The organism is Pleionea sp. WD8-19, assembly GCF_055326765.1.
This window is the reverse complement of the sequence record NZ_JBUZOU010000001.1, coordinates 599,256-619,125: the sequence shown is the minus strand read 5'-3', so window position 1 is coordinate 619,125 and position 19,870 is coordinate 599,256. Positions and strand designations below refer to the sequence as shown.

Sequence of the window (19,870 nt, the reverse complement as noted above, 5' to 3'; positions counted from 1 at the left end):
GCGTAGTTGTCGCTGTAGTGTGACTGAATGTCGCTGTGCTGCTTGTTGGTTTTTGACACCTTTTTATAATTGACTCGAGCAAGTATTTCGAAACAAAAATTTAATCATTGGGAATAGACATCTGCGTCACCAAAAAGGCGACAGCAGCTTTAATTTATACCTTTCAATACATTGAGGAAGTCATGAACTTTAATATACGCTTGATATTAAAAAGCTTCTGTTTGGTATCTCTGAGTACGTTAGCCAGCGAACCTGAGATCACCGATACACCCGACGCTTATGCCGTTCCCGGAAAAAGTGGCGGCCGTGGATATGAGTCATCGTTAAATCTGGACATTGATACTTTCTCGGGAACATTGCACTGGTCAAATAATGACCTTGTTCTTTCGGGTACCGGTCCCGATATCGTAGTTAAGCGATCCTATAATTCGACACCTAGCGTTATCAGCGAATATTCCTACATGGGACCGGGCTGGGACATCCATTTCGGTCGTATTGTTGGTCAATATAACTGTACGGGCGATAACGACATTTGGTTCTCAACAAAAAATCTTTACTTCATTAAGCCAAATGGCAGTCAGGTTAAAATTCTTAAAAAGAATTTGGTCACTGTTGACTACGACAATGGCTCTGATTATCAACCTACCCACATCACGACCGATCTCTGGCGTGCCGAATGTCGTGATAGCGGATTAGTTCTCACCGATAAACGGGACAATGATTACTATTTTGGTAAGGAATCAACCAATAAACAGGTCGTCATTAAAATTGAAGATTCGCACGAAAACTCACTGAATATTGAGTACGAAATTGCGAATGCCTTCACTCGCCCTACTCGCATTCGCGCTTCCGATGGTCGAGAAGTCAATTTTTCATACGACGGGAATTTACTCACTCAGGTTGATGACGGTCGTTTTAATGTTAAATACGCTTATTCGGGTATACACCTGACCAATGTCACTTTTCCGGAGCAACAATCCTGGAGTTTCCAATACAAAGATTCCACTCGGTTACTCTCTGATGTTATAGCTCCTAACGGCGCCAAAGTTTCCATTAAATGGGATAATATTTTATTTTTAACTAAAGATTATCCGGTTGTGACAGAAAAATGCATCGAAGATCGTTGTTGGAAATACCGTTATGAGCGAGTAAATGAAGATGGTTTTAATGCGACCGATCTCACGAAGGTAACAACACCTTACGACACCCGAGAAGAATATCGCCACATAAGCCCATTCGGTATTATTAATGGCGAAGTCTGGAAGATTGGTCTTCTAAAGTCCGTTAAGCGTTATCGAGACGGTGGTACGCTATTTTCCGAAGGTTCAGAGCCTCAAAACACTTGTCCGGATACTAATGAACTTGAAATAAGCCCTGGCTCACTCATAGACAGCATAGAATATACTTGGGACAGTTATATTCTCGCGGACGATAATCGCGATTATAAAGTGAACGGAGTTTTACGCGTCGATGATCAATATCAAAGTGCCTATCGCAGTAAGGAGACTGGCACCAAAAATGGAAAAGATTATACCTACGAGGTACTCGAAGTCACTCCTACTGGGTTACCTCTAAAGCATAAAATCACTGGAAACAAATCAAAATATTATAAAACGGACTATGGTTACTCAGGAAGCAAAGGTGGTAACTGGCTGATTGACCTAATAACTGATGAGCAGGTAAAAATAGCAAATTTTGAACCTAACAACGGCTACTTCTACGAGTCGAGTTACCGATTCAATAACGAAGGAAACCTTGCTAAGGAAGCCAAACGCGGTATCGTTACCAACTACGACTACTACGGTAACGGTCTGTTAAAAAGCAGCACCAATGCGTTGGAATATGCTACTTTTTACTCCGATTACTATCGAGGAGTCGCGCGAAAAATTACACATCCAGATGAAACAACTGAAACCCTCACAGTAAACAGTCGTGGTTTAATCACTTCTCATACCAATCAAAATTTAGTGACCACAAAATATCGATACGATGATTTGGGACGTGTGACTTTCATCGAATTACCCTTAAGTGCTGCCATTGTGGTCGACTACTCTGACAATGGTCGACGAAAAACCTATACTAAGGGCGCTCTAAAAGACAGCTATTACTATGATGTATTTGGTAATCTTACTAAACATGAACGTGTCGACCTCAACAGTGAAAAAACATTAACTCAATTTTTTCGATACAACGAAAGAAACCAAATGACGTTTAAGTCATTTATAAATGAGCCAGAAAAAGGAATTTTCTACAAATACAACATATACGGAGAACTGATAAAATCATGGACGTCAGGCGGTGAATTGTCCCAATATCATCGTGGTGAAAACAGCGTGACCGCGATCGATGCAAATTGCAACGTCACTAAGCGTAGCTTCCATCGTTATGGGCCCGATGAAGAATACCTTGTTAAAATTGAAGCGTCTGAGGGTGTCGTGATTGATATCGAAAGAAACGAACTCGGATTGCCTCTTTCAATTACACAAAATGGCTTGGTAAGAGAATACCAATACAACGATGCCATGTTGGTCAGCGGTTACATCGAACCAGAAGCGGAAGGGCAAATGGCTTTTGGGTACAACGCTGCCGGTCAAAAAACAATTGAAAGGCAAGTTGTTGGTGAAAAAGCTTACGATAAAACGTTCTCCTACGATCCTATGGGAAGGCTAATTACCGTTCAATACCCTCCTTATTATCGTGACCAAAATGCGAATTATGATCAAGACGATGCTTTGGGTTGTTTAGACTCCGCCAATGTTACTTGTAATATTAAAACTCACTTTCTTAAAGATGAATTTCAATACGATGCACAAGGATTGTTGCTAGAACTTAATCGTGAACTGAGCGGACAAGAATTACGTGTAACACCCAGTACTAGCATTAAGTCTTATTCTGAGAGCACCCGATGGGCAATGACCTACGATATCGAAGGCAGATTATCCAGCGAAACATTAAATACCCAAAATAGAACAATCAAGTTTTCGTACCAGTATGATAATCAGGGAAATTTAAGTGCGCTGACTTATCCAAATCAAATGCAAGTCGCCTATCTTCCAGATGCATTCGGTCGTGCGACTCAAGTGGGAAATTTTGTAGATGACGTTCAATATTACGACTCAGGAAAAATTAAAAGCATAACTTACGGAAACGGACGCACGGCACACTTTACATTGAACGACCGATTGTTTCCCGAAACATTAACCATGTCACTTGGTTCGGGTTCATCAATTGACCTGTTTTACGACTATGATAATGCTGGAAACTTAACGCACATTAAAGACAAAATGAATGCGCAAAATACGCGCACAATGTCCTACGACGGTCTCCATCGACTCTTATCCGCCGATGGCATATGGGGCAATGGAAACTATGTTTATGATGCACTAGGCAACATTGAGCATAAAGCGATTGGAGAACAAGAATTTGATTACAGCTACGACTCTAAAAATCGACTGATTAGTTTCGATGACAAACCTTTTGCTTACGATCAAATGGGTAAAGTAATCAGTGACGGTGCAAATCAATATTTTTACGATTTTTCTGATAGTTTAATAAGAGCGACTTCACTTGAGGATGGAGCAATCAGTCTTTATCGTTACGATGGTAACAACCGAATGGTTTCCAAATTAGCAAATGGGATGACTGATTTGCTCGCATACAATCAAGCTGGAACCTTATTGTATGAAGAACAAAATGATGGCGATTTAAAACGCTCACACATTTATCTCGGCGATCAACGAGTCGCTTATCATGACGAAATCATCGAGTGCAGTGATGATTTAGATGAGGACGGTATGGGACATTGCTATGAGCGTCTCTACGATTTTGATCCTTACAACGCGAATGATGCCAGTGGTGATGTCGACGGTGATGGCTTGAGTAACCTCGAAGAGTTTAATGCAGGAACGAATCCACGCAATATTGATTCCGATGGGGATGGTCTTCGTGATGACATTGAGTTACTTCATGGTTTGAATCCACTTTATGCTGATGCCGATGAAGATTTCGATGGTGACGGTTACAGCAACGTTGAAGAGATTTATTTATCAACGGATTTAAATGCTTTCACACCTTTGCAAACTCCGCAGCAGTTATACCTGACGGTAACTGACAATCAGGTCGCAGCAACTTGGTCGACTTTGCCGTATGTTAATAATTATGATTTGTATTGGAGTAACCAGCCTTTTACTCAATTGAGTCAGGCGCAAAGAATAGAAAATGCTACTCCACCCTATCTGCACAGCAATGTTAATGTTGGAGAAACGCTTTACTATCGAGTCGTTGCAAAAAAAGGAAGCCAAGTTTCTGGCGCAAGTGAAATAAAATCGATTTCAATAGCTGAGCCCGGTTGGCGATTTGTTGCTGAATTGGAGTATTCAAAAAATGCCCCAGTGATGGATTCGTTAGGCAACATTCACGTTGTAAAAGCGGTTGATTATCGCACGACCGTTCAGACATGGTTATCATCTTCTCAAAGCCTTCAAACAAACGAATTGTTTGGCTTTAAACCTCAATCGTATCAGTTAGAAGTTTCGGAAACTGGTTGGGCAATGTTATTAGCAACGGATGGCGTAAAAGTTTGGGCAGCAATCTTTAATCCAAAAACACAAAGCTGGACTTCAGAACCAATCAAGTATGCAACTTATGGATTATCCATCAAATATAACATTGGTATTACCTCGGCACCGAATGGGCAGTTTGTTGTGAGTTGGTGGGAAAACAGCTATACCGAGTCCTATCGCTGGATTGCGCAATGGAGCCCTGGTAGAGGTTGGCGAGATCCAATCAAGCTGAAAAACACTGCAGAGCAGAAACACCGGTACAATGGACGCATTCATTCTCTTGCTGTTAATCGCTCTGGTGAGCTCGCTGTAATGTGGAGTTTTAATACATCAACAAGCGAGAGCGGTTCAGTCGATCACGTTGAATTGATGACTGTAACCGAAAAAGGAGCCATCCAATTATTTAACTTAGGAAAGGTCGATAACGCAAGCCGCTTCAGTGTTGCATTAACCGACTCCGGTGATGGGCTTGCGGTCTGGGAAGATGTTTCTCAATCCATTCGAACTTATAAAAGCCAACGATTCACCATCGATAATCTGGAAGGCGCCATTCAAGATATTCATCAGGTTGTTAACTCCGGAGGATTGATTCATGTCGAGATGGCGTCCGATCGGTCTGCCAGTCTTTTTACAGCAAGTAATCAACAGTTGAAAATTTCGCGCCTGAGTTCTTCTGGCAATTGGTCAATAGGGCAAGTTACTTCTCTAAACGCCGCATGGGAAAAAACGTTTATTCAGTCCTCTTTGTCTGGCGGGAATCGATTGATGGTTGGTCAGGATGCCGAAACCTGGATTGCTGCCCGTGAGTTGGACGGTACGATTGTTTCGAGCGAAGAGTTACCAACTCAATCAAGTCAGATGAAAGCTTCGAAATTTACCTCGACGGGTATGGCCGCAAGAATAGATGACAGTAACATTAGTGGCAAATGGCCACTGTATGTGTTCGATGCAACGCCAGTTCCTGTGAATCAACCACCCATTGCAAATGCAGGTGAAGATGAATCGCTTGGTGAATTAACGCCGCATACACACGATCTTCAATATTGGCATTCTCTCGATGGCCGACAATCGAAAGACAACGATGGTTTTATTGTTAGCTATCAATGGCGCCAAATTGCTGGGCCTACAGTTGTTATGGAAAGTGAACAAAATTCACAAGCTGCAATTAGCATTGGATCCATTGAAACAGCAGAGCTCGTGTTCGAGTTAACCGTCACAGATGATCAAGGTGCCCAATCTACGGATGTGGTTAAACTTAATATTAATAACCCCGCCGCAATTCCTGATGTGAAATTAATTGCTCCGGAAGTGGTTGATAATCTCGATACGTTTCAAATTGAGTTATTAATAATCAATGAAGCTTCAGCGAATAAAATTGTCAGCTATGAATGGCGACAATATTCGGGCCCAATGGGGACGTTTAATGATGCGCAACTTCAGTCTCCTTTATTCACGGCCCCCGATGTGAATGAAGACTCAGAAATCGACATAGAAGTTAAGTTTACAACCGAGCGTCAACAAGAAGTTGTACGCACGGTTCCAATTCTCGTTCGATTCAGCAAAGCACCTGTCGCAAACGCAGGAGCCGATCAGGTCGTCAATCCGGGTGATCGCGTCGTGATAGATTACAGCGCTTCGCACGATCCTGACTACGGTTCGATTTCAATTGGAATCAGTCAAATTGCCGGTAACGCAGTACAACTTTCTTCGGGCAGTCAATCAGGAACTTTCGAATTTACGGCCCCCGACGTCACTATCGATACCGTTCTCGAATTCCGATTAACCGTTACCGATGATGAAGGTGATGTATCGACAGACGATGTAGCCATTACCGTGATTGCACCAGAGCCCACAGCTGCTCCAGTGGCTTCTGCCGGCAGCGATCAATCGGTTGCAGAACTCAGTCTCGTTAACTTAACGGCGGCAGCGTCTCAAGCTCCAGAAGGCGAAAGCATCACCGCCTATTTGTGGACTCAATTGTCTGGGCCTACCGTCAGTATTAATACCGCCAATAGTCAAACGGCAAGTTTTACTGCACCGGATGTGTCAACCACAACAACCTTGGTATTTCAGGTTCAAGTCAGTGCGAGCAATCAGGAAACCGATACAGCAACAGTGTCGATTACCGTTAACGATACCAGTGGCAATCAACCTCCGATCGCAAACGCAGGTGAGGATCAAATCGTAAACGAACGTTCCACTGTCATTCTGGACGGTCGCGCTTCGAGCGATCCCGATGGCAGTGGATTGAGTTTAAACTGGAGTCTGGTGAGTGGTGGAAATGTGACACTTCAGGCAGGTCCTGAACCCGGTACATTACAGTTCGAAGCGCCTAATGTGGCTTTCGATTCCGACTTTGTATTTCGTTTAACGGTAACCGATAACGGTGGCGCAAGCAGCAGTGATGACATTACCGTTACCGTTCTCAACACCGACGCTCCACCACCAACCGGCAGTTGTGAGCTGGATTTTGACGGAAATGGTGTCGTTGAAGAAAAAGACTTCTTTAGTGAGAGCTACGAAGGCATTTATTACGCTGTTTATATCTATCTGAACTACCCAAGCTATTACAGCAGTTATTTTCCAAATACCCCGACGGAAAAACTGGATTGGAACAAAGATGGGAACATCACGATGGAAGAAGTGTATACCGGAGAAATCAGCAACAATACGTTGGACACCTTTCAGACACAACACTACTTCTATATGAACGATAAAAACGCATACGCGAATTACTATCCCAGTTCCGGCTGCGCACTGTAATTTTTTGAGGAGACAACAATGAACAAAATGAATCACACATTGGCGAGTCTAGCGGTGCTTTGGATGTCAATTCACACACTTGCTGTTTGCGCCAAAACGACAGAAGTCACCTATTTATTAAATGATCATCTGGGGTCGCCAATATTGGCGACCGATGAACAAGGCAATGAAAAGTGGCGTGAGGCTTATCAAGCTTACGGTGAGCAATTGATCAATCAGGACGACGACAACAACATCGGCTTTACCGGTCATCGAGACGATAAATCCACGGGCCTCACGTATATGCAGGCTCGTTGGTATCATCCCGCCGCCGGCCGGTTTATGTCATTGGATCCCATTTTATTTCGTGATGTGCACAGCTTTAACCGTTATGCGTACGGCAATAACAACCCATATCGTTATATCGATCCCGATGGCAAAAGTTCGGAAGAGAATACTGATCTTGAAAAAGCGCAAACTGCGGCGAATGTCGTGAATTACGCTTTCGAAGGCTCAGAAAAAGCTATTCAAATGGATACAATGCAAAAAGGCAACGCTTACTGGTACGACACAAGAAATGCTTCTACCTGGAGTATTGAATTATCCGTGCCGAAAAACGACGGCTCTTCAAAAGTTCCATTATTACATATGGATGCGGTTTCCAAAGCAGCTGGAAATTTGTCTCTTGCTGGAGATGCCTATAAATTTGCGACGGGGAACAATGCTGACCGAGCCGAATTGTTAGCTGAGTATACAATCGCTGCATGCCATCCTGAACTAGCTGCGATTGTTGCAGTTAAAGGGGCTGTTGATGCTTTTTATCCAGGAGGTACTAAAGGCGCAGTTGATGATTTACGAGAGGGTCCTGTTGGACAAGGCTATATGGCGCCTGTTACTTATAGTCAACGTTTGATGAAAACCTTTTCGGATTTATTTCCGGCGAACAGTTCAACACCTCGTTAATTTTATTGTTCACTATTCACGGCTGGTAAATCGATTTTTTGTTTACCAGCCTGTTTACAATTTCCAGATTACGAATAATTATCTATAAGGATGATAAGCGGATCACAATTTTAATCGCGCAAATTAACTTATAACCCGAGGTATGAGAGAATCGCCACTCTTCTCTTAAGCCAACCCAGCAAACAAAAAACCTGATGATTTCCTCGTGGCAAGCTCGCTATTTTTTCTTTTTTCTTATTCTAATCAGTTTACTGATTGGATGGCATAAATCAGCCACAGCCGCTCGTTTCGAGCATTTTTCGGTTAATGAGGGACTGTCGAGCAATCGCGTCACAGCGGTTGCGCAAGATCACCAAGGATTTCTCTGGATCGGCACAGAAGCCGGATTGAATCGCTACGATGGCTTTCAATTTAAACATTATTTGCACAACGAAAACGACCCTTACTCCCTATCTGGAAATAAAATTGAAAGCTTATTTGTCGACAGCGACGGCACACTTTGGGTCGGCGTCAACTATGGGGGGCTTAATCGTTACGATGCGATTAACGATGCGTTTTATGTTTATCTTCCGGACGAAAAGAAGGATACAGCAATCAGTAACGACACCGTACACGGAATGATGGAGGATCGTCGAGGTAACCTATGGTTTGCAACGTCTGATGGTGTCAATCGTTTTGATAAGTCCAGTGAACAATTTACTATTTACAATGAAAAACCCGGTGATTCTAATGCCCTTGTATACGGGCATGTTCGCTCACTTTTAGAAACAGCTGACGGGAAAATTTGGATGGCCACAGTCGGCAAAGGGCTCAATCGATTTGATCCTGAGCAGGAATCCTTTGAGCTTTTCCGCCATAACACTCAAGACACAAACAGTTTGCCAAGCAACGTTGTACTGTCTTTGGCGCATGCGGCCAATGGTGATATCTGGGTTGGAACTAACGCTGGATTAGCTCGGTATCAACACCAGAAAAAGCAATTTGTACGATACGACCATCAATTGTTGTCCACTTCCGAATTGAATAACCTGTGGATTTTAAGTTTGCATGAAGACGCTGAAGGCATGCTTTGGATTGGTACCGCTTCGAACGGTTTGTTCCAACTGAATACGAAGAATTTAAAACTAGTACAACACCGGCCCAGTCCAGCCAATCCAAACAGCTTTAATAGTCTTTTTGCCATCAGCCTGTTTCGCGACAATACCAATCTATTATGGGTTGCAACGACCAACGGATTAAACAAGCTGAACCTCAACAACATCGGGGTTGATGAATACAGCTACGATCCAAAATCACCATTAAGCCTGAGTGGTCAGAACATCAGTGCAATTGCGCCCGTCGAAGGAAACAACGATCAAGTCTGGATCGGAACATCCGCCGATGGTTTTAATCATCTGGATATAAAAGCAAACACGGTCACTCACTATAAATATGACCCGAATGACGACAATAGCTTAAGTGATAACGCCGTTTTAGACCTAGTTGAAGACAAACAAAACCATTTATGGATTGCGACACTTCAAGGTGGACTGAATCGTTTTGATAGGACATCCGGGACGTTTAAGCGATTTCTTCATGAACCAAACGATTCAAACAGTGTATCTTCGAACTCGGTAGCGACATTGGTCGATGACGGCAATGAACTGTGGGTAGGCACTTTGCAGAGTGGGTTGAGTGTTTTAGATAAAACTACAGGCGATTTCCGACACTATCGACGTGAAGCCGGTAATCGTCGGAGTTTAGGTAGTGATAATATCAATAACTTGTATAAAGACAGTCGGGGAAATATTTGGATCAGTTTATTCAATGGCCTTTGTCGATATGATCGTTCTCAAGACAATTTTGGTCGTTATTTTTCACGCAGTGGCAGAGCAAACCCTTTAGTGGGTTTTGCCAGTTATGGCATGTTGGAAGATTCAAAAGGTCGACTATGGATTGGAACTGACAGAGGCTTGAACGAATATCGATACCAAACCGATGATTTTCGATGGTTTGATCTGGCATCCTCTTCGGGCATTCAAAGTGTTGTTTCCATTCAAGAAGATCATGCTGGTATGTTATGGTTAATGACCAATCGCGGCTTAGTGCGACTGGATCCAGATGAGGAGCGCATCGCGTTCATTCGACCGGATCATGGATTACAAACCAATTACGCCGATTCAGCTTACGCCAGTAATGCAGAAGGCCGATTTTTTTATGGCGGTGAGCGCGGCGTAACGACTTTTCTTCCCTCACAAATATTCTTTGACTCTTTCGCACCGAAAGTTGCCGTATCCGCACTTTATATTAATAACCAAGACATCAGTTTGTTAAACGATTCCAAATCGCCTTCGTTGTTACAATCTTTTAACAAGCGTCAAAGTCTTTTGTTACCTCATCAACAAAACAACATCAGCTTTGAACTCGCTGCAACAAACTTTGCCACGCCGGAAAGAAACCGGTTTATGTTTCGACTGGAAGGATTCGAAAGTGAGTGGCACACAGCCGATGCCAGCAATCGGCGAGCAACTTACACTAATTTACCCGCGGGAAAATATTATTTTCAATTTAAAGCCAGTAATAAAGATGGAATATGGAGTGAGTCAATGAACAACATTGACCTTCATATTTTACCAGCTCCTTGGCAAACCATCTGGGCTTACATAGGCTACGGGTTGATTATTCTCGCATTGCTTTATGCTCTTTTCCGCTACCGTGAAAAAGCATTGAAGCAAAGTGCGATACGACTGCAGCAACAGGTTGAAAAGCGAACGATCGAAATTGAACAACAAAAACAGCTCATCGAATCTCAAACACAACAACTGAAAAAATTACTTGCAGAAAAAAATAATCTGTTTACCAATATTTCTCACGAATTTCGAACGCCACTTACGCTCATTTCAAATCCTGTTGCTCGATTGCTTGAACACAATCTAGATATCGATACACAACAACAGCTCGGTGTCATTCAGCGCAATACTCAACGATTATTAAGGCTAGTAGAGCAATTACTCAATCTCGCGCGTACATCGAATAACGAACATAGAGATTGGGATTGGCGAGAGGTGTCATCCAGTATTGAGCCTATCCTACAATCTTTTCATCTACTCGCGAGCGAACGTTCGATTCAATTGACTTACTCCGTTGAACCGAAATTGTCAGTCTATTCATTGCCTGATGCGGTCGAGACTATTGTTCTTAATTTGCTGTCTAACGCATTTAAATACAATAAGCCTGAGGGTTCCGTTCGCTTGCAGATGTTTAAGACTCAAGGTCAGTGTTTAGAAATCATTGTTGAAGACACAGGCATAGGTATTGAGATAGATCAGCAACCACTTGTATTTGATAAATTCCAGAGAGCCGCAATCGGAAGCGAAGTTGCGTCAGGTTCTGGTGTCGGACTCACTTTAGTGAAAGAAATTGTCGACATTCACCAAGGAACGATTGAACTTCAAAGTGAACTTCATCAAGGCAGCAGGTTTCGTATTACATTGCCTCAGGTACGAGTTATTCCTTCCGAAGTGCAAATAACTAACACACTCACTAGCTATCCGAAAGCGACGGTCAATTTGATGGAATCCGAAATGGATTACTTGCGAATGATGAATTCTTCTCGACAAGTGTTGTCCAATCGAAAAAACGGACTATTGGAAGATACCAGTAAATCATTGGTATTAGTGGTCGAAGATAATCTTGAACTGCGTCAATTTTTAGTTGATCTGCTTACTCCTCATTACCGGATCATTGAGGCGGCCGATGGTATTGATGGTGAGTCTCAGGCATTGCAATGGATTCCCGATCTCATTGTGAGCGACGTCGCTATGCCTGGACAGGATGGTTTTACTCTCACACGCAAATTAAAAGGGCAGGATGCAACTTCTCATATACCCATTATTTTGCTGACAGCACGAGGAGACACCGACAGTCGGATTCAAGGCTACAACGAGCAGGCAGACGATTACATCTCCAAGCCTTTCGATTCTCATGAATTACTCGCAAGAATCGAAAATTTACTGGCCATCAGACAATTACTCAAAAAACGTTTCGGAGCTGTGTACTTTTCACCGTCCAATGAAACTACTGCAATCATCGACAATCATAAAGACGCACAATTTATTGAACGTTTGAACAATTTATTATTACAGCATTATTCCGATGAAAATTTTAAAAGTGAACAAATGGCCGAGGGATTATCGATGAGCTTACGTCAATTTCAACGCAAAATTAAAGCGGTGACGGATTTGACGCCATCTGACTATTTAAGATTGTTTCGACTGCAACAATCGAAGAAACTATTGATGCAAGGTGCGCGTGTCAGTGAAGTGGCTCATCAAGTAGGGTTTGCCTCTCTGAACTATTTCGGGCGCTGTTTCAAAGCGCATTTTGGACACGCGCCGAGCGAGTTTCTAGACGCTTCGTCCGAGATTGGCGGACCGCCAAATTGAACAACTTAAATAAATCGCTCTGAACAGATAACTAACAACACAAGAAAGGTGAAACGCACGTACCCACGTAGAAGTGGTGGGTACGAGGCTGAAATCCAAATTGAACAAATATTGCTATTGTGAGTGGTTTATTGCAGGTTAAAAGGACGCTCAAAGTTTAAAGCGTTAGTATCACCTTCCTCCGCTTCGTAACTAAAATAAAGTGTATTTTCATCACGGTAGATAAGTGTATCTTGAAACCGCTCAAATACATTATCTGGATTGCTGATCACTGTGCCGCTGAATGTTCGAGCTTCAAAGCCACCCGACGTTATTTGTATGTCGCCAAAACTGACTTGATAAGTCGCTTCAAAACGGTATTCCGGGTTTCCGCTACAGTCGCTGTTACTTTCGCTGTAAATTCTAGCGACGACATCGACTTCTGTAGCTCCTTGATGAAAATCAAACTCCATGGTTTGGTTTGTGGCACGAGAAGGATCATTGATATCCGATTCTTCTACTCGCTGACATGTGGAGAGCCATGCCGTATTACTTAAATTGAGTACATCGTTTACCGGTGGGTTGCCTGAAGTATTTTCGGTTGTGTTGGTTTCTTCATTGCAACCGAGAAGTGTCAATGTAAGAGCCGGTACTAACAGTTTTAATAGTTTATGATCCATAAAATCTCCTAACGTTTAATAGGATTCCAAATTTGATTCTGCTTTTTCACTTAATGACGGATGGGTCGTTACAAACTTATGAGAGAGACAGTCAGTTGAACCTACTTCGTCCTTAAAGCTTTCGCATATGCGAATTAAAGTGAGCGATGCTCGATAATTTCCGCGCCCAATTGAGAGCGAGTTGACGGCGTATTATAGTGAGAATGATAAGAATTACTGTGAACGAGCACCAAAATTGACGATTACTTTCGCACTTGAAAAGTTGAGCAGGCACAGACGAGCCTGCTCGAATACTTTCCGATGTCTTACTTAACGGGCAACCCACCAATCAATCGAGTTGCCGTATGTGCGCTGGGGTATGCACTTTGAGTGTATCCTTGATGGTTTGAAGGGCTGTATTGTGAATGGCCGTATTGTGCGGGAATTGAGTAGCCCGGTGCGGCCAGACTTTGTGTGGTTGATATCGCACCGAGATCGATCCATCCGGTATCGACGTCAATGTCTGACGGTGGGAACAAGGCATTGGGCGTGGTACCAGCACGAACGGGGTCAAACTCATAAATTCGAGTGCCATCGATATACATTTCGTACGCCGGGAATCCGTCGTGATCGCCAACCAGTTTGGCTTTTAGACGCCCGTTTTCCACTTTTAAATGCAAGATAAGATCAGCGGTGATATTAGGTGCGACGTCCGGAAGTAATGGGTTGCCACCGTCGACGGTAAAGCTGACCAACGTGGCTGTCGACATGAAAGATTCGATGTTGTTGGCCAAACTACTGCTGCCCAATTCGGCGTTAAGGTTGCTGTTGTTTGCGGATAATGTTTCACGAGCGGTGGGTGATGCACCTGCACGTTTGTCTTTGTACCAGCTGGGTTTGCCGGCTACCGCAACCACATCGTTAGTGGAATACTGAGTAGACTCCCCCCAATTTCGATTAATGATATTCACTTGAGGCGCTGTACTGCCTACGCCAACTTGTACATTCGCAGTAATTTGCGCGCGGTGAGTGCCGGAATTGTAGGAGAAACCACGGCCATCACCACCAAAGGCTTGTACTGTTCCAATCGCCGGTAAATCCATTCCAATGGCGGGTGACGGAATAAACGCACGCAATTTCACTTCAACTTGTGGGGCGACACTTAAAGTTTGTCCCATTCCACTGTAATTCATGCTTTGTGGGTACGGAGCTGGTGCGGAATAACCTAAAGCATGGGGACGGTGGCTGAGACCGAATGTGGTTTCGGTATGCTGCGCTTCGGCGAATACTTCAAATACGGTTAATGCCGGTACACCAATAGTCACGGAAACCTCGGCGGTAACGCCAAGAAAACGCCCTGACGGTGACCACAAAAAATGGACACCAACACTAGGGCCTTCACTGAGATCGACGGAGCCCGCAACGCCAACGGCATCACCGCTGAAGTTAGAGGGGCCGCCCTTGATCACGGTGACTTGCAAAGAAGCGGATATGCTACCAATGTATCCGGCTAGTCCCGATACCGAGCCATAAAATCCAATTCGGTTACCGGGCGCAAACACAATACCCACGCCAAAGCCAGCGCCTTCTCCAAAGCCGCCACTGATTGATGGACCAATTCCGATAGTGATGTTCAGTCGGTTACAAAGGGCCAATATGGCATCGGGGAAAACCAAAGCAATAGGTGCCATCGCAGGATTCGCACTTAAAGCGGTTCTCATGGCAAAAATAAACGCATCCGCACGCCAGCCGTCAAGTACCGTTGAACCGGGTAAATGAACCGTCACGTCCGACAAGCTGCGTGAGATGGATGCCGTTTGACTGACTGGTGCATTTAATGTGTCCAAAAACTCGCGTACTTCCGCTTCGTTAGCGCCACGAGCGACTAATTGACGGGTAATATCACTTTGTGAGCCTGAGTTGTTACCAGCGAATGGACGTCCATAACGCCCCTCTTGATGGTCATGTCTCATGGAATGTCCTCCGTGCGAGTGCGAATAGGGCTGAGCGGTAACTCGTTGCCAGGATTGAGTAACAGCAGTATCGGGTGTTTTCAGGTGACCAACGTAAGCCAGGGTGGTGCTTAATTGAACAATGGATTCCGGTGTACTGGTATGGGGAGGTTGACCCAGAGATCTTCCCGCATGTTCGTAGGCGGCAAAAATCAGTTCGCTGCAATACCAGCGATCGTCATCGTCATTACCAAAACTGACCAGGTAACGTGCGGCTTCACAGCGCAATCGGTCCGCCATACTTAAGCGGGCACAGACGTTGCCGGCCAGTTGGTACAACAAATGTTTACTGATGGCGACATAGTCGTAACTGGCACCGATTTGCTGTCCGGCAAAATCGCGCACTATTAAGGCTTGTTGATCGGTTAATTGAGGGTGACGAAAGGCTACGGCGTAGAGATCATCGGCTAAAGCCTCTTCTAAAGTTCGCAATACCACACCTTCACCCACCGATTCCACCACCATGCCATCACCCACGTAGAGAGCCGCGTGGCTAACTAAACTACCGGTTGATCGCCGAATTTGTTGTGAAACAAATCCACTGCTGGTGGAGACAATGATGTCACCCACTTGCAATGCATCTGGGCCGATTGACATACCACCACTGGTGGGTGACAACGGAATATTGGGATCCGGTGTTTGGGGGGCCTGTAACGTTTGGGCTGAATAAGGTGAGGTTTGGGGTCCGTAGGGTCGCATTATAGTGTCTCCTCAATAGTGAATTTGGTGTCCTTAGGCCGCCGCAGTATTACCGGTGATCGGTTTATTTGCGGCGGGGTTCGGTGTGTTATCTTGAATACTGGTCAGAACGCCGGCATCGGCAAAGCGCTCTAACGGAAAGGTTTCAGATTTGAATTTCAAGTCGACTTCGCCAGTGAGGTTAGCGCTTACGTCTATTTCACTTTCGGAATCTTTTTTCGAACTGCTGACATAGGCAACGGTGGTTTTACTGGTGGCTTTAACGGGTGTGAAAAAGTGTCCGTACCGAATGTTGGTTTCGTTTTTAAAGTCGAACCTGCTGGCCGACTCGGCACGCGCACTGTCGGTGGTATCGATGCGAAAACCCATAGCCGCCTTGATGCGACCACTGGTGACCACAATACGATTAATCCCCATCAGCACCATGGTCGCTAAGACCTGTTGGCGATTTTGAGCCAGTCGACGTCGCGCCGCGGGAACCAGCTCAGCTTCTATGGTTTCGTCATCGGCTTCGACATCATTGGGTAAATTTAGATCTCGACGAAAATCAGGAGCCGGTGCTTCGTCGGCACCGGCTTCGTTAACTCTTGCTCGTGGAGCACCACCGGAAACATCCACCCGGATCACCTGTGGGTATTGGCCAGCCAACCAATCACGGGCCTGATTATCGGTGATATTGTCTTGCATAAACTCATCAACGGTTTTAGCAACATTGGCGAGCAGCTCGCTGAACGCTTCCATTTGTTGAATCGATGCGTCGATCACGGCGTTAAAGGTTCCTTTAATGAGATCGGCGACAAAGGTGGGAAAGGCGATGGCGTTTAACGTATCTTCGGTAATGCGCGCGACCTGATTTGCAGCCCGAGGCGCGAATTCATCGGCGGCAACTTTGCCTTCTTCTGCTGTGCGGGCGGGCGCGGAAGTACGGCCGTGAACAACTTTTTGTTCTCGCACTACTGGACGTTGACCAAGTTTTTGAGATTGTGACCAGTCGTCGTGAATGAGCGCTGCGCTGTAACTGGCAATTTTTTGCAGGTTTTCTGCCATATCTTCGCGCGCCGCGGGAGTCATTTGTTGATAAGCGGGACTGGATTCCAACAAGGCTTGAACTTGCGTATTCACCAGGTGAGCCACCGCCGGGCTGATTTTCATTTCTTCACCCGGAGGAACATTAAATGGTCCGGGTAAAGGATCAGGGGCCGGTAATTGTTGTGTATTGAAATTCATTGTTTCTTTCTCCTAAGCCACGGCTCGTCCGGGACGGTAATTGCTGCTGGTTGCGGGAGCTGTGGTTGAAGGGGGAGTACTACCTGATGGGCTTTCTGTTGCCGCACCGCCACTGGTTGGTGGAGTCCCACCACCGCTACCGGAGGTTGAGCCAGAGCCGCGATCTGAACCACTTGATGCAGGTGGTGGTGTTCCCGTACCACCCGTTGCTGAACCGCTTGATGTTCTTTCTGTGGTACCTCCTCCGGTACCCGTTCCTCCAGTGCCTCCTCCAGCTCCACCACTACCGGAACCACTTCCACCTGTACTTGGCGCGGGTGACGTTGTTTGCTGAGGTGTTCGGACGGGCGGTAGTGCGGGTGCGGTAACCGCTGTACGTCGTTGCAAGTGGGTATCCAACATACTGCTGGCTGAAGGTGAACTGCCGGAACTTCGGCCTGCGGTTTCGGCTCTGGGAGCATTCTGTTCGGGCACTGGAGTGTTGGCGCGAATGGTTTCGATGCGCTCAGCACTGGCGACTCGGTTTAATGGCAAATAATCGGATTCAAAAGTGATATCCACTTCGCCGGTTAAATCTGCAGATACGTTCAGTTCCGCGTTAGATTCGGCCTTGGTGGAACGCACATAGGTAATGGAGGTGGATGCGCTGGCCGAAAACATCATAAAGCTGCCTGCGGCTGAAATGGCGGTATTAAAGTCAAACATACTGGCGTTTTCTTGCCTTGCAGTGTCGCTGGTGTCGATATGAAAGCCCATGGTGGCGCGGATGCGGCCGTGCTTCACCACAATCCGTTGCAGACCCATCATCACCAAAGTCGACAGCATTTGCAGTCGTGATTGTGCCAGTTTACGTCGTGCGGCAGGTATCAGGGTTTCTTCAATCACATCGCTGTCGAGGCTGTCGACGGCATCGGGTAAGTTCAAATCGCGACGAAAGTCAGGTAAGGGACCTTCATCTGCGGCATCTGTGGGGACCAATGTTGGATTGCCGTCGCCCATTTCAAGACGCATATAAGGTGCGTAGCGCGCTGCCAGCCAATCGCGAGCTTGGTTGTCCGTGATGTTATCTGATTCGAACTCTTCAACGGTTTTCGATACGTTTTCTACCAGCTCCATGAAGGCATCCATCTGTTCAATGGTGCAATCCACTATGGCTTTAAAGGTGCCTTTTAGCAGGTCGGCGACAAAGGTCGGAAACGCGATGGCGTTGAGCGTTTGTTCGGTAACACGCGCGATTTGGTTGGCCGCTGCCGGTCGAAAATCATCCCCCGCGGTGAGGCTTCGAGCGAGTCTAGGTTTGTGGCTTGTTGCTGATTGCGTTTGCGATTTTGGTGGTGGCTGTTGTACCCGTTCCACGGTTTGCTTTATTAAAGGGCGTTGCCCTAAACGTTCGGACTGCGCCCAATCATCACGGACCAATTCAGCTGCGTAAGTGCTTACTTTTATTAATTGTTGTTGCAGTTTGGACTGATCGTCGGTTGAAAGTGCTTGGAATGAAGGTGTCTGTGTCAGAAGAGCATTGATCTGGCTGGAAACCAATCGCTCGGTTGCAGCATCGGCAGCAATACCTTCTGGCGAAGGTAATCGGTTATAGGGCGCCGGTAACGCGGGTGGCAGTGGACCAAGGTTTGGGGCGTTGTTCATCAATGCCACCTTGCTGCGGGTGTTGGATTCAATTTGGCTGCGCCCGTATCATTGAATCCGCTGGCTTGTAACCAAGTTATGGCATTGTGAAAGGGTTCGGCAGAGCTGCGCAGTGCTGACTGTAATCCTCCGGGCGTTTGCAAGCCGCTCAAGTTTTGCGCCAGCCAGTTCAATAGGCGTAGCCCTGACTGAGCTCTATCGATCAGTCGTCGTAAGTCGGGTGTATCGGGGCCGAGAATGTTACGGATGACTTCCCACAGGTTGCGGGCTTCAAACAATCGGGTCATTCCTTGATGATTCAGGATCTGTAATGAGGATTGCAATTGTTGCTGAATACGTTGAGCAGCAATAAGCGTATTACCATATCGCTGCCGCGCCAGATTCTCGAGCAAGCCCCGGAGTGAAAATTCGATGCTTACCAAGTTTCCGCTTCCAGCGGCTCCCCATCGCTGTCCCTGTTGTTGATAGTTTAATAGGGCATGGCAAAACTGTGCGAATCGATTTTGAAAGTCGCGATTGGGTCCAACTCCTGGTGCTGTTTGAGTATTTCCGAGCCCAAAAGTACGGGCAAACAAAATTTCTCGCTGTTCTCGGGGGTACCACTCGGTTCGCATTTTGCGCGCAAACTCTTCCAGCCAACCGGCTACTTCACGATCAGTCAATTGCAACTGGTAGCGCGACTCGGCTAACAACTCCGTAACTGGGATCACTCCGGCCATTTCCAATTCCGCTTGAAAATAGAGTGAAGCCATCACTTGCACGGCTTCGCTGTCGAGGCTGTGACTGTCGCCCAGTGGAGGTAAATCAATATTGAGGGGATCCGCCCGATAATCGAACGCCAGCGTTAAACTTGGTTGAGACAAAAGTCCGGCCACTAAAGCCATCGAGCGAGGCAGAGGAATATTGGCCGGTAGCGATGGCGTCGGAGACAAAGTTAATTGGCGTGACGAATGAATCAT

8 protein-coding genes are annotated in these 19,870 nt (G+C 45.7%); 3 read left to right on the top strand and 5 right to left on the bottom strand.

The window, feature by feature from the left end; genetic code table 11:
* The first annotated feature begins 182 nt into the window (after positions 1–182).
* The 3 genes from ACTUJY_RS02520 to ACTUJY_RS02510 all read left to right on the top strand — a co-directional run bounded on the left by ACTUJY_RS02520 (position 183) and on the right by ACTUJY_RS02510 (position 12,691).
* Positions 183–7,325: an RHS repeat domain-containing protein gene (locus ACTUJY_RS02520; protein WP_463614466.1), complete on the top strand. Its 7,143-nt coding sequence runs from the start codon at positions 183–185 to the stop codon at positions 7,323–7,325.
* A gap of 18 nt (positions 7,326–7,343) precedes the next feature.
* Positions 7,344–8,267 carry an RHS repeat domain-containing protein gene (locus ACTUJY_RS02515; protein ID WP_463614465.1) on the top strand — a complete coding sequence of 308 codons (924 nt, stop codon included), beginning with the start codon at positions 7,344–7,346 and terminating at the stop codon, positions 8,265–8,267.
* A gap of 194 nt (positions 8,268–8,461) precedes the next feature.
* On the top strand, positions 8,462–12,691 hold the full coding sequence (locus ACTUJY_RS02510; protein WP_463614464.1) for a hybrid sensor histidine kinase/response regulator transcription factor: 4,230 nt from the start codon (positions 8,462–8,464) through the stop codon (positions 12,689–12,691).
* Between the two features lie 128 nt (positions 12,692–12,819).
* Here ACTUJY_RS02510 and ACTUJY_RS02505 read toward each other — a convergent pair whose 3' ends face one another.
* From ACTUJY_RS02505 to ACTUJY_RS02485, 5 genes are all read right to left on the bottom strand, one after another.
* The gene (locus ACTUJY_RS02505; protein ID WP_463614463.1) at positions 12,820–13,350 is read right to left on the bottom strand and encodes a hypothetical protein; all 531 of its coding nucleotides are present in this window, start codon (positions 13,348–13,350) and stop codon (positions 12,820–12,822) included.
* 305 nt (positions 13,351–13,655) lie between these two features.
* On the bottom strand, positions 13,656–16,040 hold the full coding sequence (locus ACTUJY_RS02500; RefSeq protein WP_463614462.1) for a YiiX/YebB-like N1pC/P60 family cysteine hydrolase: 2,385 nt from the start codon (positions 16,038–16,040) through the stop codon (positions 13,656–13,658).
* 33 nt (positions 16,041–16,073) lie between these two features.
* Entirely contained in the window at positions 16,074–17,267 is a 1,194-nt protein-coding gene (locus ACTUJY_RS02495) for a hypothetical protein (RefSeq protein ID WP_463614461.1), read from the bottom strand.
* Between the two features lie 12 nt (positions 17,268–17,279).
* Entirely contained in the window at positions 17,280–18,911 is a 1,632-nt protein-coding gene (locus ACTUJY_RS02490) for a hypothetical protein (protein ID WP_463614460.1), read from the bottom strand.
* Positions 18,911–19,870, bottom strand: coding sequence for a hypothetical protein (locus ACTUJY_RS02485; RefSeq protein ID WP_463614459.1), 960 nt, complete (start codon positions 19,868–19,870; stop codon positions 18,911–18,913). The genes ACTUJY_RS02490 and ACTUJY_RS02485 overlap by 1 nt, the downstream gene beginning before the upstream one ends.

Bases quoted from the DNA above. Each gene is read 5' to 3' on its own strand.
- ACTUJY_RS02520 (WP_463614466.1), top strand. From the start codon at position 183: ATGAACTTTAATATACGCTTGATATTAAAAAGCTTCTGTTTGGTATCT.
- ACTUJY_RS02515 (WP_463614465.1), top strand. From the start codon at position 7,344: ATGAACAAAATGAATCACACATTGGCGAGTCTAGCGGTGCTTTGGATG.
- ACTUJY_RS02510 (WP_463614464.1), top strand. From the start codon at position 8,462: ATGATTTCCTCGTGGCAAGCTCGCTATTTTTTCTTTTTTCTTATTCTA.
- ACTUJY_RS02505 (WP_463614463.1), bottom strand. From the start codon at position 13,350: ATGGATCATAAACTATTAAAACTGTTAGTACCGGCTCTTACATTGACA.
- ACTUJY_RS02500 (WP_463614462.1), bottom strand. From the start codon at position 16,040: ATGCGACCCTACGGACCCCAAACCTCACCTTATTCAGCCCAAACGTTA.
- ACTUJY_RS02495 (WP_463614461.1), bottom strand. From the start codon at position 17,267: ATGAATTTCAATACACAACAATTACCGGCCCCTGATCCTTTACCCGGA.
- ACTUJY_RS02490 (WP_463614460.1), bottom strand. From the start codon at position 18,911: ATGAACAACGCCCCAAACCTTGGTCCACTGCCACCCGCGTTACCGGCG.
- ACTUJY_RS02485 (WP_463614459.1), bottom strand. From the start codon at position 19,870: ATGATTCATTCGTCACGCCAATTAACTTTGTCTCCGACGCCATCGCTA.